The organism is Tenacibaculum lutimaris (assembly GCF_003610735.1).
Classification (GTDB): Bacteria; Bacteroidota; Bacteroidia; order Flavobacteriales; family Flavobacteriaceae; genus Polaribacter; species Polaribacter lutimaris.
The window spans coordinates 184,957-204,550 of sequence record NZ_RAQM01000009.1 but is presented as its reverse complement, the minus strand read 5'-3'; the positions used below and the strand labels follow the sequence as shown (position 1 = coordinate 204,550).

At 32.0% G+C, this 19,594-nt stretch carries 15 protein-coding genes; 10 read left to right on the top strand and 5 right to left on the bottom strand.

What is annotated here, in order from left to right; translation table 11 throughout:
• Positions 1-5: 5 nt before the first annotated feature.
• Positions 6-560 (bottom strand): bifunctional pyr operon transcriptional regulator/uracil phosphoribosyltransferase PyrR, encoded by a 555-nt coding sequence (gene pyrR, locus C8N26_RS09310; RefSeq protein WP_120187047.1) that lies wholly within the window; start codon positions 558-560, stop codon positions 6-8.
• Positions 561-794: 234 nt separating this feature from the next.
• On the opposite strand from pyrR, the gene C8N26_RS09305 reads away from it, so the two are divergent.
• Entirely contained in the window at positions 795-2,687 is a 1,893-nt protein-coding gene (locus C8N26_RS09305; RefSeq protein WP_120187046.1) for a SulP family inorganic anion transporter, read from the top strand.
• A gap of 58 nt (positions 2,688-2,745) precedes the next feature.
• On the opposite strand, the gene C8N26_RS09300 is transcribed toward C8N26_RS09305, so the two are convergent.
• Entirely contained in the window at positions 2,746-3,687 is a 942-nt protein-coding gene (locus C8N26_RS09300) for a hydrogen peroxide-inducible genes activator (RefSeq protein ID WP_120187045.1), read from the bottom strand.
• A gap of 116 nt (positions 3,688-3,803) precedes the next feature.
• Here C8N26_RS09300 and C8N26_RS09295 point away from each other — a divergent pair, with 116 nt between their 5' ends.
• Together C8N26_RS09295 and C8N26_RS09290 are read left to right on the top strand one after the other, a co-directional pair.
• Complete coding sequence (locus C8N26_RS09295) at positions 3,804-4,274, top strand: Dps family protein (RefSeq protein ID WP_028890999.1); 471 nt, start codon at positions 3,804-3,806, stop codon at positions 4,272-4,274.
• A gap of 130 nt (positions 4,275-4,404) precedes the next feature.
• Positions 4,405-6,060: a serine hydrolase gene (locus C8N26_RS09290; protein WP_120187044.1), complete on the top strand. Its 1,656-nt coding sequence runs from the start codon at positions 4,405-4,407 to the stop codon at positions 6,058-6,060.
• Here C8N26_RS09290 and C8N26_RS09285 read toward each other — a convergent pair whose 3' ends face one another.
• Both C8N26_RS09285 and C8N26_RS09280 read right to left on the bottom strand, forming a co-directional pair.
• On the bottom strand, positions 6,061-6,840 hold the full coding sequence (locus C8N26_RS09285; RefSeq protein WP_120187043.1) for a sulfite exporter TauE/SafE family protein: 780 nt from the start codon (positions 6,838-6,840) through the stop codon (positions 6,061-6,063). It lies immediately after the preceding gene.
• Between the two features lie 46 nt (positions 6,841-6,886).
• Entirely contained in the window at positions 6,887-7,807 is a 921-nt protein-coding gene (locus C8N26_RS09280) for an AraC family transcriptional regulator (protein WP_120187042.1), read from the bottom strand.
• A 199-nt stretch (positions 7,808-8,006) separates the two neighbouring features.
• On the opposite strand from C8N26_RS09280, the gene C8N26_RS09275 reads away from it, so the two are divergent.
• The 7 genes from C8N26_RS09275 to C8N26_RS09245 all read left to right on the top strand — a co-directional run bounded on the left by C8N26_RS09275 (position 8,007) and on the right by C8N26_RS09245 (position 18,038).
• A complete protein-coding gene (locus tag C8N26_RS09275) occupies positions 8,007-9,506 on the top strand; it encodes an aldehyde dehydrogenase family protein (RefSeq protein ID WP_120187041.1) in 1,500 nt (499 codons plus the stop codon).
• Positions 9,507-9,558: 52 nt separating this feature from the next.
• On the top strand, positions 9,559-9,897 hold the full coding sequence (locus C8N26_RS09270) for a DUF779 domain-containing protein (RefSeq protein ID WP_120187040.1): 339 nt from the start codon (positions 9,559-9,561) through the stop codon (positions 9,895-9,897).
• 93 nt (positions 9,898-9,990) lie between these two features.
• A complete protein-coding gene (acs, locus tag C8N26_RS09265) occupies positions 9,991-11,898 on the top strand; it encodes an acetate--CoA ligase (RefSeq protein ID WP_120187039.1) in 1,908 nt (635 codons plus the stop codon).
• 210 nt (positions 11,899-12,108) lie between these two features.
• Positions 12,109-13,578 carry an alkaline phosphatase PhoX gene (locus C8N26_RS09260; protein ID WP_120187038.1) on the top strand — a complete coding sequence of 490 codons (1,470 nt, stop codon included), beginning with the start codon at positions 12,109-12,111 and terminating at the stop codon, positions 13,576-13,578.
• The gene (locus C8N26_RS09255; protein ID WP_245962550.1) at positions 13,578-15,371 is read left to right on the top strand and encodes a cytochrome-c peroxidase; all 1,794 of its coding nucleotides are present in this window, start codon (positions 13,578-13,580) and stop codon (positions 15,369-15,371) included. Before C8N26_RS09260 ends, C8N26_RS09255 begins: the two co-directional genes overlap by 1 nt.
• A 113-nt stretch (positions 15,372-15,484) precedes the next feature.
• Positions 15,485-16,246 carry a DUF6503 family protein gene (locus tag C8N26_RS09250; RefSeq protein ID WP_120187037.1) on the top strand — a complete coding sequence of 254 codons (762 nt, stop codon included), beginning with the start codon at positions 15,485-15,487 and terminating at the stop codon, positions 16,244-16,246.
• 130 nt (positions 16,247-16,376) lie between these two features.
• Complete coding sequence (locus C8N26_RS09245) at positions 16,377-18,038, top strand: sodium:solute symporter (protein WP_120187036.1); 1,662 nt, start codon at positions 16,377-16,379, stop codon at positions 18,036-18,038.
• On the opposite strand, the gene C8N26_RS09240 is transcribed toward C8N26_RS09245, so the two are convergent.
• Entirely contained in the window at positions 18,035-19,522 is a 1,488-nt protein-coding gene (locus C8N26_RS09240) for an NAD(P)H-hydrate dehydratase (RefSeq protein ID WP_120187035.1), read from the bottom strand. The genes C8N26_RS09245 and C8N26_RS09240 overlap by 4 nt on opposite strands.
• Between the last annotated feature and the right edge of the window lie 72 nt (positions 19,523-19,594).

Genomic DNA, 19,594 nt, shown 5'->3' with positions numbered 1-19,594 from the left:
CATAACTAATCAAGCTTTGAGGGCTTGGGTTCAAGGTAAATTATGTCTTCTTTATGAGTTTCTTGCCAACAAACAACTACTTTTTCTTCGTTGATGGCATCTACTTGTCTTCCTCGGTAATTAGGTTGAATTGGTAAATGACGGCTAAAACGACGGTCAATTAATACCAACAACTCAATGTTATCAGGTCTTCCGTACGATTGTAATGCCGTTAAAGCACTTCGTACGCTTCTTCCTGAGTATAATACATCATCAATAATTACCACTTTTTTATCTTCAATTAAAAAGTCAATTTGGGTTGAAGTGGCTTCTAGTGGTTCTTGTCTTCTGCGAAAATCATCACGATAAAAAGTAATGTCTAAAAAACCTAATTGTAAGTCCTTTATGTTGTACTCATCTCTTAGTAATTTAGCTAATCGATTAGCTAAATAAGTACCTCTAGGTTGTAATCCTATTAATACGGTATTAGAAAAATCGTTGTGATTCTCGATTAACTGACAGGCTAATCGATGCAGAATGATTTCAATTTCTTTCGAAGTAAGTAGTGTTTTTCTGCTCATTTGTTGCTACCAAATTGGTTTGATAGTTCAACGTTCAAAATTACGGCAAAAAATAAAGTTGACAAAATTAAACTTAATGAAACACCAATAAATTTTAATCGTAAAATAAGGAATTAATTAAGGTGTTCCATGTGACCTTTAAAGAATAATTAATAATTAACACATGAAACGTAAAACTTGGTCTATAAAATTATCTTTACATTTGCCCACTTTTACAAAAGACTCTTAGAAATTATGATGAAATACATTAAAAGTAAGAAGATTAACATAAAAGATGATTCGTTAGCAGGTATTACAGTATCGTTAGCAATGATACCAGAAGTAGTAGCTTTCGCTTTTGTAGCTCAAATAAGTCCTATTGTTGCGTTATTTGGAGCGTTTGTTATAGGAATCATTTCTGCGATTTTTGGAGGTAGACCAGGATTAATTTCTGGTGCAGCAGGAGCTGTAGCTGTAATTTTTGTTACTATGATTCAAGAAGGACATGCAAAAGGATTGCTATTTGATACACCTGTAGAAAACATGGGGTACTTCTATTTACTAGCAGCTGTAGTTTTAATGGGAATAATTCAAGTGTTAGCAGGAGTATTTAAACTTGGAAAATTAGTTAGACTAATTCCACATCCAGTAATGATGGGATTTGTAAACGGTTTAGCTGTAGTTATTTTTATTGCACAACTAGGAATGTTTAAAGAAAATAAGAAAGATATTTTCGGGCAAAACATGCGTAAAACCGAATCGAAAGAACTGGTTTATAAAATAGCAGATAATGAAGTACAAGACCTAGTATCAAATGCTGCATTATTTTCAATCAAAGGGAATTCAATTACCAACAATCAAACAAACCAAGAAGTTTTTGTAAAATCAGATACACAAGTTTTTGATGCTAAAACAAAAAAGGTTGTTTTTAATATAGAAAATGACGGATTTTATTCAGTAAAAGATAGCGGAGTTGTAAAATCTACTTTACAAGGAACTAAGTTATACACTATGGTGGGGTTAGTGTTGTTAACGATGTTAATTATATGGTTACTACCTAAATTAACAACAAAAGTACCAGCAGCTTTAACAGCTATTTTAATTGTAACATTTGTGTCTATTATTGGAGGATTAGAGTCTATCAATGTTGGAGATTTTATTAGAGATGGTGGAGGAGCAGGTTTAAATGGTTTTGATGAAATTTCTAAAAAAATGAATTTAGCAGAGCTTTGGAGTAATTTACCATTCAACTTAGATACGTTGAAGTTTATAGCGCCATATGCCTTTTTAGCGGCTTCAGTTGGATTAATTGAAACATTAATGACGATGAATTTAGTGGATGAATTAACAGACTCAAGAGGTGATGGTAATAAAGAATGTATAGCACAAGGAGCAGGGAATATGTTAAGTGGTTTGTTTGGAGGAACTGGTGGTTGTGGTATGATTGGTCAAACAGTAATTAACATTAACGCAGGTGGTAGAGGACGTTTATCAGGAGTTATGATGGCGGTTACTTTATTAATTTTTATCCTTTTTGCAGATAAATATATTGAACAAGTACCTATTGCAGCCTTAGTAGGAGTAATGTTTATGATGGTCATCGATACGTTTGCATGGTCGAGCTTTAGAATTATGAACAAGATACCAAAATCAGATGCTATTGTATTAATTATAGTATCAGCGGTAACCGTGGTTTTTGATTTAGCAATTGCTGTATTTGTCGGAGTAATTATTTCAGCATTAGTTTTTGCTTGGGAAAATGCCAAGAAAATTAGAGCGAGAAAGCGTTTTAAACAAGATGGAACTAAGATTTACGAAATTTGGGGGCCTTTATTCTTCGGAAGTATTACTGCTTTTAACGAAAAGTTTGATATTAAGCATGATCCAGATAATGTGGAGATTGACTTTGTAGAATCACGTATTTCTGATCATTCAGCTATTGAAGCTATTTTTATATTAGTAGAAAAATATCAAAAGGCAGGGAAAAAGGTAACTTTAAAACATTTAAGTGAAGATTGTAAGGTATTGCTTTATAAAGCAAGCCCTATTTTTGCAGATGTTATTGAAGAGGCGGTAGATGATCCTCGTTATCATTTAGCAGCAAATCCAGAAGATTTTCCAAAGCCATTATCAGAATATAGTTTTTAAATCGCTGAGTGATAAAAACAATAAAAAATCCCGCTATTAGCGGGATTTTTTATTACTCTTATTTTTTCTGAAGAGGACTTATAATTTCTACATCACTAAAAGCAATAGCACCTCTAATAACACTATCAATTGTAGTTTTTAAAGCTTCTATCAATTGCATTTTTAACTGTGATTTATGATAAATTAAACTTACTTCACGAGCAGGTGGTGGAGTTTCAAATTCTCTTAAATGAGCTTTGTCTCTATCATTTAAATCTAAAGTGTTTAAATAGGGAAGTAAGGTCATTCCTAGCCCATCTTTAGATAGCTTAATGAGTGTATCAAAACTTCCACTTTCTAACTGAAAGTGATGTGTAGCACTTCTTTTATTTGTTCTACAAAGGTTAATTACACTGTCTTTAAAACAATGTCCATCTTCTAATAGTAAAATATCATCAACCTCTAAATCGTCAATTTTTAATTTCTTTTGATTGAATAAACGATGTTCACTAGGAACTAAACCAACAAACGGCTCATAATATAAAACACGTTCTTTAATAGCTTCATTTTCTAGTGGAGTAGCAGCGATAGCAGCATCGATATAACCATCCATTAACTTTCTAACAATTTCTTCAGTAGTTAACTCTTCAATAATTAATTTAACTTTAGGATAGTTTTTGCTGAAAGTTTTTAAAAACATAGGAAGTAACGTAGGCATAATAGTAGGGATGATTCCTACTCTAAACTCTCCTCCAATATATCCTTTTTGTTGATGAACAATATCTATAATACGATTACTTTCATCAACAATAACTTTAGCTTGTTCTACAATACGTTTTCCTACTTCTGTTAATTCTATAGGTTTTTTTGAGCGATTAAAAATTTTAGCATCTAATTCTTCTTCCAACTTTTGAATTTGCATACTAAGTGTTGGTTGAGTTACAAAGCAATGCTCTGCAGCAATCGTAAAGTTTTTATATTCAGCAACAGCAAGTGTATATTTTAATTGCGTTATAGTCATTTGTATAATAATTTTCGATAAAGATATTAAAACAATCAATAACCTTTATAGTTAAAGCATGAAAAGTTACGCTAAATTTGTAATAGAAAAAGTAAAAAACTTAAAATCAATACACTATGACGACTACAATTTTAGGGTTAGACAAGCAGAAAACAACAACTTTAGTAAATGAGTTAAATACTTTGTTAGCTAACTTTCAAGTATATTATCAAAATGCAAGAGGTTTACACTGGAATATTAAAGGAAAAAACTTTTTTGAATTACATATGAAGTTTGAAGAGTTTTATACAGATGCACAGGAAAAAGTAGATTTAATAGCAGAGCGTATTTTAACACTTCAAGGTACACCTTTACATACTTTTGATGATTATACAAGTGTATCAAAAGTTCCTGTAGGGAAAAATATTTCAAACGATGTTGAAGCAGTTAAACTAATTATTAGCTCATTGTCTGAATTATTAAAAATAGAACGTACAATTCTTGATTTGTCTGACGAAGCTGAAGATGAAGGTACAAACTCAATGATGAGTGATTTTATTGCAGAACAAGAAAAAACGATATGGATGATGAATGCTTGGTTAGGCTAGGAACTACTCATCTATTTTTTAGAGGATACAAAAGCAACGTGTACGCGTTGCTTTTTTGTTTTAAATGAAAAATCTGTAACTTATTTTTTTATCTATCGTCGTATGAGTATACTAATCAAAAAAATGAATAATGAAAACACTAAACCAAATTAAAAAAGCATTTGTTTTCTTTTTGTGTCTGTTTTTAACAAACGTGATATTAGCTCAGAATTTAGAATTAAAAATAGATGAAGTTTTACAATCGAAATTCAAAAATAATGAAACCGGAGCAGTAGCTTTGGTTGCAAAAAAAGGAAATGTTATTTACAGAAAAGCTTTTGGGAAAGCTAATATAGAGTTAGATGTAAACATGAAGCCAGAAAATGTTTTTGAAGTAGGTTCAATAACAAAACAATTTACATCAGTTTCAATATTAATGCTGTTAGAAGAAGGTAAACTAAGTTTAGAAGATGACATTACAAAATATATACCTGATTACCCTACAAAAGGAAAACGAATAACAATACACCACTTATTAACTCATACTTCAGGAATTAAAAGTTATACATCAATGCAAAAGTTTGGTGAAGTAACAACAAAAGATATGGAGCCTTTAAAATTTATAGATTTCTTTAAAAATGAACCAATGGATTTTGATCCAGGAGAAAAGTATTTATATAACAATTCAGGGTATTTTATTTTAGGATATATTATAGAAAAAACTAGCGGAATGAGTTATCCAGAGTTTGTTGAAACTCGAATTTTTAAGAAATTAAATATGAATTCTTCTTATTATGGAAGTCGTTCCAAACTGATTAAGAATAGAGCAGCAGGTTATCGAATGAGAAATGGAGAATATTCAAATGCCCAATATATAAGTATGACATTACCTTATGCAGCAGGTTCAATAATGTCAAATGTAGATGATATGTTAAAGTGGCAAACAGCCATTCGTAATAACACATTAGTAAAAAAAGAAACAATTGATAAAGCGTTTACCAATTACACACTGAATAATGGTAAAAAAATAAATTATGGATATGGTTGGAGTTTTAACGAAATAAATGGAGTACCAACTTTGGAACACGGTGGCTCAATTCCTGGATATAAATCTATGGGAGTGTATGTTCCAAGTGAAGATGTGTATGTAATTGTATTTTCTAATTGTGGGTGTAAATCACCAACAGCATTGGCTATAAAAATTGCGGCTTTGGCTATTAATAAACCTTTTTCTGTAGCCGATAGTAATTTTTCTATATCAAAAGAAGAATTAAATAAATGGGTAGGCGCTTATGAGTTTGAAGATGGGGCGATTCGTTTCATTAGTTTAAAAGATAATCAATTGTATAGTCAAAGAGAAGGTAGTTCAAGTAGTTTTAAAATGTATCCAACTTCATCTAATGAATTTTCTTTTGAAGATGGATTTTACACGTACAAGTTTTCAGAAAAAAAAGGAAAGAAAACAGCTGTTTTTCAAAACAGAATTAATAAAGAAATAGGTGTTTTTACAGATAAAGAAGCACCAAAGGAGAGGAAAGAAATTTCGGTAGCTCCAGAAGTTTTAAAAGGATATGAGGGTAAATATGAGTTGCAACCAGGGTTTATAATTACAGTAACTTCTAAAGGAAACCAATTATTTGCTCAAGCTACAGGGCAATCACAATTTGAATTATTTGCAGAAACTCAAACAAAATTCTTTTTAAAAGTAGTGGAAGCGAGTATAGAATTTCATGGGAATGAAAATGGAATAATTACAGCGTTAACATTGTATCAAGGAGGAAGAGAAATGAAAGGGGTAAGGCAATAATTAGAATAAATACTTAATTAAAATCCGAATACTTACAAAGGCAATCAAAATAGCGGTTGCCTTTTTTAATTGAGTAGGAGTAAAGAGCTGATTGCTCATTCTGCTACCAATTTGTCCGCCAATAAAAACGGTAATTAATAAAATAGAAGTAAGTTTCCAATCAATATAAAACTCAGGGTTTGTGTATTGACCTATCAAGCCAGATATAGAGTTTACCAAAATAAAAAAGCTAGCAGTTGCTGCTATTTTTTTAGGAGTGTCCCAATTGGTTAAATGAAGTAACGGAGCTAAGAAAATACCACCACCAATACCAACCATTCCAGAAATAAAACCAATTACTCCACCATAACCCGCATTTTTAGCTAAGTTTAAATCTTTAGTTTTACTATTATTGGTAACTACTTTGTTAGAAATCCACATGGTAATAGCAGCAAAAAGTAGTGTAAAACCTAAAAGAATAAAGAAAAATGTTTGACTTATTCTTAAATAGCCACCTAAAAATGCTAAAGGGATACTAAACAAAGTGAGTGGAATAACCTTTTTCCAGTTATATTGTTTTTGTTGTGTGTATAGTAAAACATTTCCGGTAACAACCATCACATTACAAAGTAAAGCTGTAGCTCTTATTTGTGTAAAAAGTAATCCTGTAAGCGCTAAAACAGCTAAGTAACTAGAACCTCCGCCAAACCCGACAGAGGAGTATAGAATAGCTACGATAAAAAAAAGTAAAATTATGTACCAATTAGTGCTTAAAACATCTAAAAAAAGAGATATCATCATATTAAACAAATGTAACTATAAAAGTTTTTTGAAAAAAGTTGATGATTTACTCTTTTAGAAAAGACTTTTTAAACTGTTGAGGAGTAATCATCTCCATTTTTTTAAACTGTCTGTTAAAATAGCTAATGTTATTAAAACCAGATTTGTAAGCTATTTCAGAGATTCGTAGGTTTTTAGATTGTTTTATCAGTTTCTTAGAAAATTTGATTTTTTCAGAATTGATATAATCAATAGGAGAGATTCCTAAGGTGTTTTTAAACTTTTTATGAAAATGAGAAGTACTCATACAAGCTTTTTCAGCTAAAAGCTCAACTGTAATATCTTTATTAGTAAGGTTGTTTTTTATAAATTTAATAACCATACCTATTCGAGTATCAGAAAACGTATCGGTAGAATCATTTAAAATAAAAGCTTTAGCCTTAGTTTGTAAAAGTCTAACAATTAATTCTTGAATCATAAGATCCAATAAAATGTCTTTAGATTTATTTTGGTCAGTAAAAGTGTGTACTAAACGTCCAACTAAATGATTAATATCCGTATTATGAACCAAATGTGACGAATTATCATTCAAGCTCCAGTTGTTATTTTCTCTCTCTATAGCTACATTATGATTGAATTTTTCTACAATTTCATCAATTTTATGCGAATCAATTCCTAAAGCTAAACACTGAGTAGGATTGTTTTTATCTGCTAAAGGAAAATCAATAATCATTTCTTTGTTTTTTGGCATTACTACAGATTCACCAGGGAAAAAATCAAAAGGATCCATTCCTTCTAAATGCATTATTTTTTTTCCTGTTAGCATACTTGCAATCACAGGAAAGTCAAAAGTTAACGAAACTTGTTCAGCATGTTTGTGAGTTTCAAAAATGTTCAACTCAGCATATTCGGCGTTATACGTAGTTCTGTTTTCAACTAAAGTAGTGAGTTTTCGGCTTTCTTTATGGCGACTTAATAAATGATTCATAATCAATAGTACAAAATTCTATTTGTGTTTTTTGGGGAATAATAGATATGTGTTACAATTTAATAAATATGTTCAATGTATTAGTTATCTGATATTATAATTTTACCAAAATTACGAAATATTCATTTTTATATGCAATTAATTAAGGAAGTGTTATTTCGTTAGCTAAATTCAAATAAAACACAAAAATACAAAGTTTATGAGTTATACTAAACCAAAGTTTAAAGACACGTATGCTAATTTTATTAATGGAGAGTTTGTAGCTCCGTTAGGAGGAGAATATTTTGAAAATAGATCTCCAATAGATAATAGCATCATCGCAAAATATCCAAGATCACAAAAAGAAGATGTAGAATTAGCTTTAGATGCTGCAAATGCTGCTAAAGAGAGTTGGGGAAATACTTCTGCTGCAGAAAGAGCTTCATTATTAAATAAAGTAGCGGACATTATTGAAGCGAATTTAGAAGAATTTGCACTAGTAGAAACTTGTGATAATGGGAAACCTATAAGAGAAACCTTAAATGCAGATGTTCCTTTGGCGGTAGATCATTGGCGTTATTTTGCTGCTGCTATTAGAGCAGAAGAAGGTAGTGCTACAGAGCTTGATCAAAATACATTATCAATGAACATTAAAGAGCCATTAGGGGTTGTAGGACAAATTATTCCTTGGAATTTCCCTCTTTTAATGTTATCGTGGAAGTTGCCTCCTGCATTAGCAACAGGAAACTGTGTGGTGTTAAAACCAGCAGAACAAACACCATCATCTGCAACATTATTAATGGAAAAAATAGCAGGTGTTTTTCCTCCAGGAGTTTTAAACGTAGTGCACGGTTTTGGACCTGAAGCAGGAAAACCATTAGCATCGAGTCCAAGAATAGATAAAGTAGCCTTTACAGGAGAAACTACTACAGGACAGTTGATTATGCAATATGCTTCTAAAAACTTAAACCCTGTTACGATGGAGTTAGGAGGAAAGTCTCCAAATATCTTCTTTAATAGTGTAATGGATGAAGATGATGCATTTTTAGATAAAGCAATTGAAGGAGCGGTGTTATTTGCTTTTAATCAGGGAGAAGTATGTACCTGTCCATCACGTATTTTAGTACAAGAAGATATTTATGATAAGTTTATGGAACGTGTGGTAGCAAGAACAAAAGCTATCGTACAAAACAGTCCATACGATGTTAATACAATGGTTGGTGCACAAGCATCTAACGATCAATACGAAAAAATTCAAGCATATATAAAAATAGGAAAAGAAGAAGGAGCGAAAGTATTGTGTGGTGGAGAAGCTAATAAGTTAGAAGGAGATTTAGCAAATGGTTTTTACATTAAGCCAACTATTTTAGAAGGGCATAATAAGATGCGTGTGTTCCAAGAAGAGATTTTCGGACCCGTAGTTTGTGTTACAAAGTTTAAAGATGAAGCAGAAGCTTTAGAAATAGCGAATGACACAATGTACGGATTAGGAGCAGGAGTTTGGACACGTGATGCGCATCAGTTGTATCAAATTCCAAGAGCAATTAAAGCAGGTAGAGTTTGGGTAAACTGTTACCATGCATACCCTGCACATGCGCCATTTGGAGGGTACAAAAAATCAGGATTTGGTAGAGAGACCCACTTAATGATGATGGACCACTATCGTCAGACTAAAAACATGTTGATATCGTACGATAAAAACAAGTTAGGGTTCTTTTAGTTGTTTGAAAATACTGAGCTTGAAAAAGCTCAGTATTTTATAATTAAAAAAGATGGAAAGAGTAGCAATAACAGATGCGGCAAAAGCGATAGTTGAAAAACTAAAAAAAGAACATGGAGATTTAATTTTTCATCAAAGTGGAGGTTGTTGTGATGGTTCATCACCAATGATTTTTCCTAAGGATGAAATGTATTTAGATGAAAGTGATGTTTTATTAGGAGTGTTAGAAGAAGTCCCTTTTTATATGAATAAAGACCAATATGAATATTGGAAACATACTCATTTAACAATAGATATAACCGAAGGTAGGGGGTCTAGTTTCTCATTAGAAATACCTTTAGGAGTTCGTTTTATTGTGCATTCTCGCTTATTGCAAAATGATGAAGATTAGTTTATGTTTTAAGAAGAAGGAATTAATAAGTTGATAAACAATTAAAAATGATTTATTTTAGTGGCTTAAGCTAAAATAAAAAGGTGTATAAGAATGAGTAACTACCACGTAAAAACATTAGAAGAATATTTTCAATTATATAGAAAGTCAGTAAGAAACCCAGAGTTATTTTGGGAGGAAATAGCAGAAGAGCATTTCGTTTGGAGAAAAAAATGGGATACCGTTTTAGAGTACGATTTTTCAAAACCCGAGTTTAAATGGTTTGAAGGAGCAAAACTAAATATTACAGAAAACTGTATAGATCGTCACATACATATTAGAGGAGATAAAACAGCTATTTTATTTGAACCTAATAACCCAGATGAAGAAGCAGAACATATTTCTTACAAGGAATTACACAAACGTGTTTGTAAGTTTGCTAATGTGTTAAAAGAACAAGGGATAAAAAAGGGAGATAGAGTTTGTATTTATTTACCAATGATTCCTGAGTTGGCAATTTCTATTTTAGCTTGTGCCCGAATAGGAGCGGTACATTCTGTAGTGTTTGCAGGATTCTCATCTACAGCCTTAGCAACAAGAATTAACGATTGTGAAGCAAAAATGGTAATTACTTCCGATGGTTCTTACAGAGGAGCTAAAACAATTGATTTAAAAAGTATTGTAGATGAAGCATTAGAAAGTTGTTCATCAATAGAAACAGTGTTGGTAGCTAAACGAATTCATTCAGATATTGAATTAAAGGAAGGTCGTGATAAATGGTTGCAGCCTTTATTAGAAGAAGCTTATCAAGACTGTGTTCCTGAAATTATGGATGCTGAAGACCCATTGTTTATTTTGTACACATCTGGTTCAACAGGAAGTCCTAAAGGAATGTTGCATACCACAGCGGGGTACATGGTGTATACAGCATACACGTTTAAAAATGTATTCAATTATAAAGAAAATGATATTTATTGGTGTACGGCAGATATTGGTTGGATTACAGGGCATAGTTATATTGTATATGGTCCGTTAGCTAATGGTGCTACAACAGTAATGTTTGAGGGTGTTCCTAGTTACCCAGATTTTGGTCGTTTTTGGGAGATAGTTGAAAAGCACAAAATAACTCAGTTTTATACAGCACCTACGGCTATTAGAGCTTTAGCAAAAGAGAACTTAGATTTTGTAGATAGCCACGATTTATCATCATTAAAAGTATTAGGTACGGTAGGAGAGCCAATTAATGAAGAAGCTTGGCATTGGTATAATGATAATGTAGGGAAAAAGAAAAATCCAATTGTAGATACTTGGTGGCAAACAGAAACAGGAGGAATTATGATTTCACCATTACCGTATTTAACACCAACTAAACCAACGTATGCTACTTTACCACTTCCAGGAATTCAATTGGCTTTAATTGATGAAAACGGAAAAGAGATTAAAGGAAATCAGGTAGATGGTCGTTTGTGTGTAAAGTATCCTTGGCCTTCTATGGCAAGATCCATTTGGGGAAATCACCAACGTTATAAAGAAACTTATTTCTCTGCGTATGATAATATGTATTTTACAGGAGATGGAGCGCTACGTGATGAAGTAGGCTATTATCGAATTACAGGTCGTGTAGATGATGTAATCATTGTTTCAGGTCATAATTTAGGAACCGCTCCTATTGAAGATTCTGTAAATGAACATCCAGCAGTAGCAGAAAGTGCTATTGTAGGTTTCCCTCATGATGTTAAGGGAAATGCGTTGTACGGTTATGTGATTTTAAAAGAAACAGGAGAAGAAAGAAATCAAGACAATCTTCGAAAAGAAATAAATCAAATAATAACTGAACATATTGGTCCGATAGCAAAATTAGATAAAATTCAATTTGTTGAAGGATTACCTAAAACGCGTTCAGGAAAAATAATGAGACGTATTCTACGTAAAATAGCACACAACGAATTAGATAATTTAGGAGATGTATCTACGCTCTTAAACCCAGAGGTTGTGCAAAACATTATAAAAGAAAGACTTTAGTTGTAGAAAATAAATAAACAGTAAAATTTTAAAGCCAATACATTTTTTAATGTGTTGGTTTTCTTTTGTTTAGATGTTTAGTGTCGAAATTAGTTAAAGATTTGTTAAAGCTGTTAACGTTTTGTTGAGGTAGATTTAAACTGGGGCTAAAATATTCTTAAAGTTAGTGTTGTTGATTTGCGCCTATAAAAACTAAAATAAAATTTAACAATGAAAAATTTATTGAAATTAGGATTTTTAGGTGTTTGTACAGTAGCTACATTAACATCTTGTGATTCTGAAAGTGGGTCTAATACACCAGAAAATGGAGAATCAATTGAGTTAACAGCGCATTCTAAAACGCCTAATTTTTTAAAATTAGAATCTGAGTTTTCAGGAGTAAAAGTTTACCCATTATTATCTTCAGAAGATGCATTAGAAGAAACTCCAAACTTTGTGTATGGTTCTATGGCTGATGGAGCAGGGTTAATGAGAAATTCAGACGGAACGTTTACATTAATCAATAATATTGAAGCAGATTATTCAATCGCTCGTATCAAGTTAGATAAGACTTTTAAACCAGTTCATGGTGAATATATTTTAAATGCAAACGCAACTGCAAGTACAGCTCAATGTTCTGGTTCTTTGGTAACTATGGAAGAGCATGGTTTTGGACCATTATACTTATCAGGAGGTGAATGGGGTGGAGCATCTAAAGGTGTTTTTGCTACCGATCCTTTTAAAGAAGCTTCAGCGGCAGGTACTCCAAACATGTTAACTGCAATGGGGCAATGGTCTACAGAAAATGCAGTAGTAATAGGTAAAGATGCTTATACAGATAAAACTGTTTTATTTATTGGAGATGATCACTCTGATAACGAAGTTCCTTCTGGTCAATTAGGAATGTACGTTGGTAACAGAGGAGACTTAAACGGAGGTAAATTATACGGGTTAAAAGTTACTGATGAAGGAGTTACTTATGAAATGGATATGGCAGAAGGTCAAACTTACAACGCTACTTTTGTTGAATTAACTGAAAAGAATATCGATTTATTAGATGCTGAAGCAAAAGAAAAAGGAGTAATGGGATTCTCTCGCTTAGAAGATATCGACTGGAGAAGAGGTTCTGCTAAAAACAATCGTGAAATTTATTTTTGTGTTACAGGTCGTAAAAAAGATGGTTTAGTAGGAAAAGGAACTATCTACGGACGTGTATATAAGGTAGAGTTAAATGAAAATGATCCTACAGGAGCAGCTAAAATTACTTGTGTATTAGATGGAGATAAGTTAGGTGGTAAAGCAAGTGCTTTCCATAGTCCAGATAACATTGTAGTAACTGAGAACTATGCATATATTCAAGAAGATCCTAATGGATATTTTGATGGAGAGAAAGACCATGCAGCAAGTTTATATCAATATAACTTAAACACAGGAGAAGTTAAAAAAGTATTAGAATGTGATCAAGTAGCAGCTACAGCTTTAGGATACGGAGCTTCTTATCAAGAGAGTGCTTGGGAAATTACAGGTATGATTGATATTTCTGAAACTATCGGAGTAAGCGACACTTTCTTATTAATTACTCAAAACCACGGATGGGTTCCTGCTGATGGTGGAGCGTTTACAGATGCTTTAGCAAATAACGCAGCTGAAACTGAAAAAGAAGGAAGTCAATTATATGTGATTCAAGGATTAAAAAGATAATGACAAACATTTTTCAAAAAGTAAAAAAGGCACATGTTATCATGTGTCTTTTTCTAGTATCTATAATTAGCTGTAAACAAGAAAAAACAGCAGATTATGCTAAAGTTCATAATCAAGCTTTAGTGGTAAAAGTTCAAGAGTATTATACACAACATCTCGATAGTTGTATTGCATTATTAGAAGGAATAAATACTGTTGAAACGGTTTCAGAGAAACTAAAAAAATACAAATCAGCAAGGAGGGAATTTAAGTTAATTGAACCTATTTTGGCTTTTGTTGATAAAGAAAATTACAAGAGTTTAAATGCTCCTAATATTTTAAAGATTGAAGAGGAAGATGCTACGGATATTAAAATAAGAAACCCTTTCGGGTTTCAAGTTATAGAAGAATTACTACACGAGGATGATGTTGATGTTTCTGAAGTGAATAACATCGTAAAAACTACAGCAAACAGACTTAAATTAATAGCAGGTAACAACACATTGTATTTAAAAAAATATCACACACTATGGCTGTTACGTGATCAGATTGCTCGCATAGCTTTGGTAGGAATAACGGGTTTTGATTCGCCTGTGTTAGAGCAGTCGTTGACTGAGGCTAAGACGAATTATGAAACCTTATTTTTTATTATAAATACATATAAAAACGAGTTTTCAAATGAAAGCTTATTTACTGATTGGTTGAATGAAATACAAACAACTCAAAAAGTATTAGAAGAAGGAGAGTTTACTACATTCAACCGTTTTGATTTTATTAAAAATCATGCACATAAACAATTAGAGTTGTTAGCAAAAACTGCAAAAGATTGGAAGGTAGAATTCCCATTAACTATGGCGTTCAACAATAATATTACTTCGTTATTTTCTAAAGAAACATTTAATATTAATTTCTTTAATGACTATCATCAGTTAGAAAACGCAATGTCAGATGAAAAAATAGCTTTAGGAAAAAAGTTATTTAATGATAAAAGCCTATCAAAAGATGGTGTTATGAGCTGTGCTACTTGTCATATTAAAGACAAAGCTTTTACTGATGGATTAGCAACTTTTCCGAAACAGTTAAGAAATACTCCAACGGTATCGTATGCTGCGTATCAACAAACCTTTTTTCATGATGGAAGAGCGGGAAGTTTAGAGGGGCAAATTGTAGGAGTTGTTGAAAATAAAAATGAGTTTCATACCAATTTAGAAAATTTGACAGAAACTGTAAAAAGTGATAGTGTATATACAAAATCGTTTACCGATTTATACGGAAAAGTAAGTGATTTTAACATTCGAAATGCGATGGCAAATTACATTAGAAGTTTAGGAGACTTTAGCTCAAAGTTTGATAAAAACATCAATAATAAAGAAAACACCTTAACAACTTCAGAAATCAACGGTTTTAATCTTTTTATGGGAAAAGCAAAATGTGCGACTTGCCACTTTCCACCTGTGTTTAACGGAACAGTTCCTCCTAATTTTACTGAGACTGAGGTAGAGTCTATAGGAGTTCCAAATTTAGAAGAAACAGGGTTAGATGATGACCTAGGGGCTTATAATATATTTAAAACTGAAGAACGAAAATACTTTTTCAAAACTTCTACCGTTCGTAATGTATCCAAAACGGCTCCCTATATGCATAATGGGGTATATGAAACCTTAGAACAAGTAGTTGATTTTTATAATAAAGGTGGTGGACAAGGATTAGGGTATAAAGTTCCAAATCAAACGTTACCATTAGATAAATTAAATTTGTCAGAAAAAGAAATTAAAGACCTAATAGCTTTTATAGAAGCCTTAACGGATGAATAATTCATTCAATTTTTATAGTTAACATCAAACTCTCTAAATGTATTTTAGAGAGTTTTTTATTTTTACTGTAATTTTTAGTGGCAGTTTCGACCAATTAGAACAAATCAATTATCATGAAAAAAATACTAGTACTAATAGCTATAACTCTTGTTTCAATAGCATGTAAAAAAGAAGTTAAAAAGGAAACAAGTAAAAAGGAAGAAGTAGCAACGTTAAAATATCCAAAAGCTTTAGAAGAGGTTTTAAAAAAACATGGAGGAATTGAACAATGGAAGAAAATGAAAACATTGTCATTCACACTAAAAAATGAAGAGCATACTACAGATTTACATTCACGAAAAATAGTAGTGAATTCACCAGAATATTCTTTAGGGTTTGACGGAAAAGAGGTGTGGTTACAACAACAAGATTCAACAGCGTTTAAAGGAAATCCTGAATTTTATTACAATCTATATTTTTACTTTTACGCAATGCCTTTTGTATTAGCTGATGATGGTATAGTATATTCAGAAACAAAACCACTAATTTTTGAAGGAATTACTTATCCAGGAATAAAAATTTCATACAAAGCCAACGTTGGAACTTCACCAGATGATAATTATTTTATATTTTACCATCCGGAAACAAAACAAATGGCATGGTTAGGGTATACGGTCACTTTTTTTAGTAAAGAACCAACTGATGCTTATAAAATTATAAGATATAACGATTGGGAAAATGTTAACGGTTTGTTATTACCAAAATCCATAACTTGGTATGCTAAAGATGAAAACGGGCAACCAACAGAACCAGCAAGAGAACCAATTCAGTTTAAAATGCCTTTGTTAAACGAAGCATCTTTAGCCAATAGTTTTTACGAGAAACCAAAACAATAATCAACTAATAAACAAACAAAGTATGGATAAAAAGTATGTATGGAAAAAAGAATACACGTTAGTCTTAGTGGCTAATTTAGTATACATCGTGTTATTTTATATAATCACTAACATATATACAAAATAAACCATGCAAATAGTAGATTGGATTGTTCTTTCAATAACCTTATTGTTTATTGTTTTATATGGAGCTTGGAAAACCAGAGGAAGTAAAAATGTTGAAGATTATATAAAAGGAGGAAACGAAAGTAAATGGTGGACGATTGGTTTGTCGGTTATGGCAACACAAGCCAGTGCCATTACTTTTTTATCTACTCCAGGACAAGCGTTTCATAGCGGAATGGGCTTTGTACAGTTTTACTTCGGGTTACCAATAGCAATGGTAATTATCTGTTTGGTGTTTATTCCTATTTATCACCGATTAAAAGTTTACACAGCTTACGAATATTTAGAGGGAAGGTTCGATCAAAAAACTCGAACCTTAACTGCAATTCTGTTTTTAATTCAACGTGGATTAGCTGCAGGAATTACCATTTTTGCCCCAGCTATTATTTTGTCAGCAGTTTTAGGTTGGGATTTAGTTACGCTAAATATTATAATAGGTGTTTTGGTAATTATTTACACCGTTTCAGGAGGAACTAAAGCAGTAAGTGTTACTCAAAAACAACAAATGGCTGTAATTTTCGCAGGAATGTTTGTTGCTTTTTACTTGATATTACAATATTTACCAGACGATATTACATTTACCAAAGCACTAGAAATTGCAGGTACTTCTGATAAAATGAAAGTACTAGACTTTTCTTGGGATTTAAATAACCGTTATACTGTTTGGACAGGTATTTTAGGAGGAACATTTTTAATGTTGTCTTACTTCGGAACTGATCAAAGCCAAGTACAGCGCTATTTATCAGGTAAATCATTAAGAGAAAGTCAATTAGGATTGATTTTTAATGGGCTGTTAAAAGTACCGATGCAGTTTTTTATTCTGTTAGTAGGAGTAATGGTGTTTGTATTTTATCAGTTTAATCCGTCACCATTAAATTTTAACCCAAAATCAGGAGAAGCAATAGCAAATTCCAACCTTGAAACAATAGAACAATATGTAAAATTAGAAGAGCAACATCGTTTTATTGAAGGAAGAAAAAAAGCATTGATTTTTGAAGGGTTAACTCCTGAGAATGTAGCACAGATTCAAGAATTTAATGAACAAGATAAAGTACTAAAGGAAGAAGCGAAAACTATTATTTCAGAAGTAGATCCGTTAGTAGAAACAAATGATAAAGATTATGTGTTTATTCACTTTATTCTAAATAATTTACCCAAAGGATTAATAGGTCTACTACTAGCGGTAATTTTATCAGCAGCCATGTCTTCTACAGCATCTGAATTAAACGCTTTAGGAGGTACAACAGCGATTGACTTGTACAAACGAAATACCAAAATAGAATATAGCGAAGAGCATTATGTAAAAATGTCAAAATGGTTCACTTTAGGTTGGGGGATTTTAGCAATTTTAGTAGCTTGTATAGCCGATTTATTTGATAATTTAATTCAGCTCGTAAATATTATAGGTTCTATTTTTTACGGAAACGTGCTAGGGATATTCTTATTAGCCTTTTTTATAAAATATGTAAAAGGAAATGCGGTATTTGTTGCAGCAATAATCACACAGCTAATTATTATAGCAGTTTGGTATATTGACTTGCTACCATATTTGTGGTTAAACGCTTTAGGATGTGGATTAGTGATGTTATTAGCAACACTAATCCAAACATTTTCTAAAGAAAATTAATTTTTTTCTATTCGTAAAGCATCAATAATATCAGAAGCAATTAATGCTTTGTATCCTTTTTTACAAGCGGCTTCGTCACCTGCTTTTCCGTGGAAAAATACGCCTAACAAAGCGGCGTGTAAAGGAGTGTAGTTTTGTGCTAATAATCCAGTTATGATTCCTGTGAGTACATCACCGCTACCACCTGTTGCCATTCCTTGGTTTCCAGAAGTGTTGAAATATAAATTTCCTTCAGGAGAAGAAATCACAGTGTACGCATTTTTTAAAACTACCACACATTGATATTTTGCAGAAAACTCAAGTTGCTTCTGAAAACGTTCCGTTGAGGTGTCAGAGTTTCCAACCAATCTATCAAACTCTTTAACATGTGGGGTTAAAATAGAATTTTTAGGAAGTAACGATTTTAATTCTTCATTTTGCGCAATAATATTGATGGCATCAGCATCAATAACTAGCGGATTCTTACTTTCAGAAAGTAGTTTTTTTACAACTCGTATTGTTTTTTCGTTTGTATCTAGTCCAGGACCTATTCCGATAACGTCGTATTTGGAAATTTCTGGAAGTTGGGTCACGAATTCTTCATTCTCATCGGTTATACACATTGCTTCAGGAATGGAAGATTGAACAATTTGATATCCACATTTAGGAACATAAGTAGTTAACAGACCTGTTCCACTTCGTAAGCAAGCTTTAGAAGATAGTGTTGCGGCTCCCATTTTACCATAAGAACCAGCAATCAGTAAAGTATGTCCATAATCTCCTTTATGAGATTGGCGAGGTCTATTAGTTAGAATATCAACAATTTTCTCATTAAGAATAAAGTGTTTGCTGTCTTGTTGTTGTACGAACTCTTCGTCTAAACCAATATCAACTGTTTTCCAGTTTTTTACATAATTTCCATTTTCAGGAAAAAAGAAAGAAAGTTTAGGGCGTTGAAAGCTAACTACAATATCAGCTTGTACAATGGTTTCAGAGTCAGGTAGTTTGTCACAATAAAGTCCAGAAGGTACGTCAACGGCATATACTGTTTTTTTAGCTTTGTTGATGTTTTCAATAACTTGTTTTGTAAAACCTGTAATGGGTCTTGAAAGTCCAAAACCAAAAATTCCATCAATAATTACATCATACTCAGAAAAATCAGGAATTTCGCTAGTTGAATTTATAACAATTGTATCATGTAGTTTTTCATAGTTAATAATACAATCGGGTGTAAGTATATCTTTAAACTGAACTAAAAAGGGTTGTATATTGTATTTTTTGTTTCTTAAAATTCTAGCTATGGCAAATCCATCACCTCCATTGTTTCCAGAACCACCAATAATGGCAATTTTTTGTGAACGTTGTAATAAAGGTTCAATAGCTTTAACAAAAGCAAGAGAAGCTTGTCCCATAAGAGCAAAAGAAGAAATGTCTTCTTTTAAAATAGTGTGTTTGTCTGCTTCTCGTGTCTGAGAAACATTAAGGATTTTTTCTAGTATTTTCATGTAGGAAATATACAATTTTATGTATAGTAACCCAAAAAAGAACCGTGCAAAATTTTGCACGGTTCAATGATG

What these genes read in the sequence shown, in the direction of transcription:
- C8N26_RS09255 (WP_245962550.1), top strand. Translation starts at nt 13,578, where the DNA reads ATGACAAACATTTTTCAAAAAGTAAAAAAGGCACATGTTATCATGTGT.
- C8N26_RS09240 (WP_120187035.1), bottom strand. Translation starts at nt 19,522, where the DNA reads ATGAAAATACTAGAAAAAATCCTTAATGTTTCTCAGACACGAGAAGCA.
- pyrR (WP_120187047.1), bottom strand. Translation starts at nt 560, where the DNA reads ATGAGCAGAAAAACACTACTTACTTCGAAAGAAATTGAAATCATTCTG.
- acs (WP_120187039.1), top strand. Translation starts at nt 9,991, where the DNA reads ATGAGTAACTACCACGTAAAAACATTAGAAGAATATTTTCAATTATAT.
- C8N26_RS09270 (WP_120187040.1), top strand. Translation starts at nt 9,559, where the DNA reads ATGGAAAGAGTAGCAATAACAGATGCGGCAAAAGCGATAGTTGAAAAA.
- C8N26_RS09285 (WP_120187043.1), bottom strand. Translation starts at nt 6,840, where the DNA reads ATGATGATATCTCTTTTTTTAGATGTTTTAAGCACTAATTGGTACATA.
- C8N26_RS09295 (WP_028890999.1), top strand. Translation starts at nt 3,804, where the DNA reads ATGACGACTACAATTTTAGGGTTAGACAAGCAGAAAACAACAACTTTA.
- C8N26_RS09300 (WP_120187045.1), bottom strand. Translation starts at nt 3,687, where the DNA reads ATGACTATAACGCAATTAAAATATACACTTGCTGTTGCTGAATATAAA.
- C8N26_RS09275 (WP_120187041.1), top strand. Translation starts at nt 8,007, where the DNA reads ATGAGTTATACTAAACCAAAGTTTAAAGACACGTATGCTAATTTTATT.
- C8N26_RS09280 (WP_120187042.1), bottom strand. Translation starts at nt 7,807, where the DNA reads ATGAATCATTTATTAAGTCGCCATAAAGAAAGCCGAAAACTCACTACT.
- C8N26_RS09260 (WP_120187038.1), top strand. Translation starts at nt 12,109, where the DNA reads ATGAAAAATTTATTGAAATTAGGATTTTTAGGTGTTTGTACAGTAGCT.
- C8N26_RS09250 (WP_120187037.1), top strand. Translation starts at nt 15,485, where the DNA reads ATGAAAAAAATACTAGTACTAATAGCTATAACTCTTGTTTCAATAGCA.
- C8N26_RS09305 (WP_120187046.1), top strand. Translation starts at nt 795, where the DNA reads ATGATGAAATACATTAAAAGTAAGAAGATTAACATAAAAGATGATTCG.
- C8N26_RS09245 (WP_120187036.1), top strand. Translation starts at nt 16,377, where the DNA reads ATGCAAATAGTAGATTGGATTGTTCTTTCAATAACCTTATTGTTTATT.
- C8N26_RS09290 (WP_120187044.1), top strand. Translation starts at nt 4,405, where the DNA reads ATGAAAACACTAAACCAAATTAAAAAAGCATTTGTTTTCTTTTTGTGT.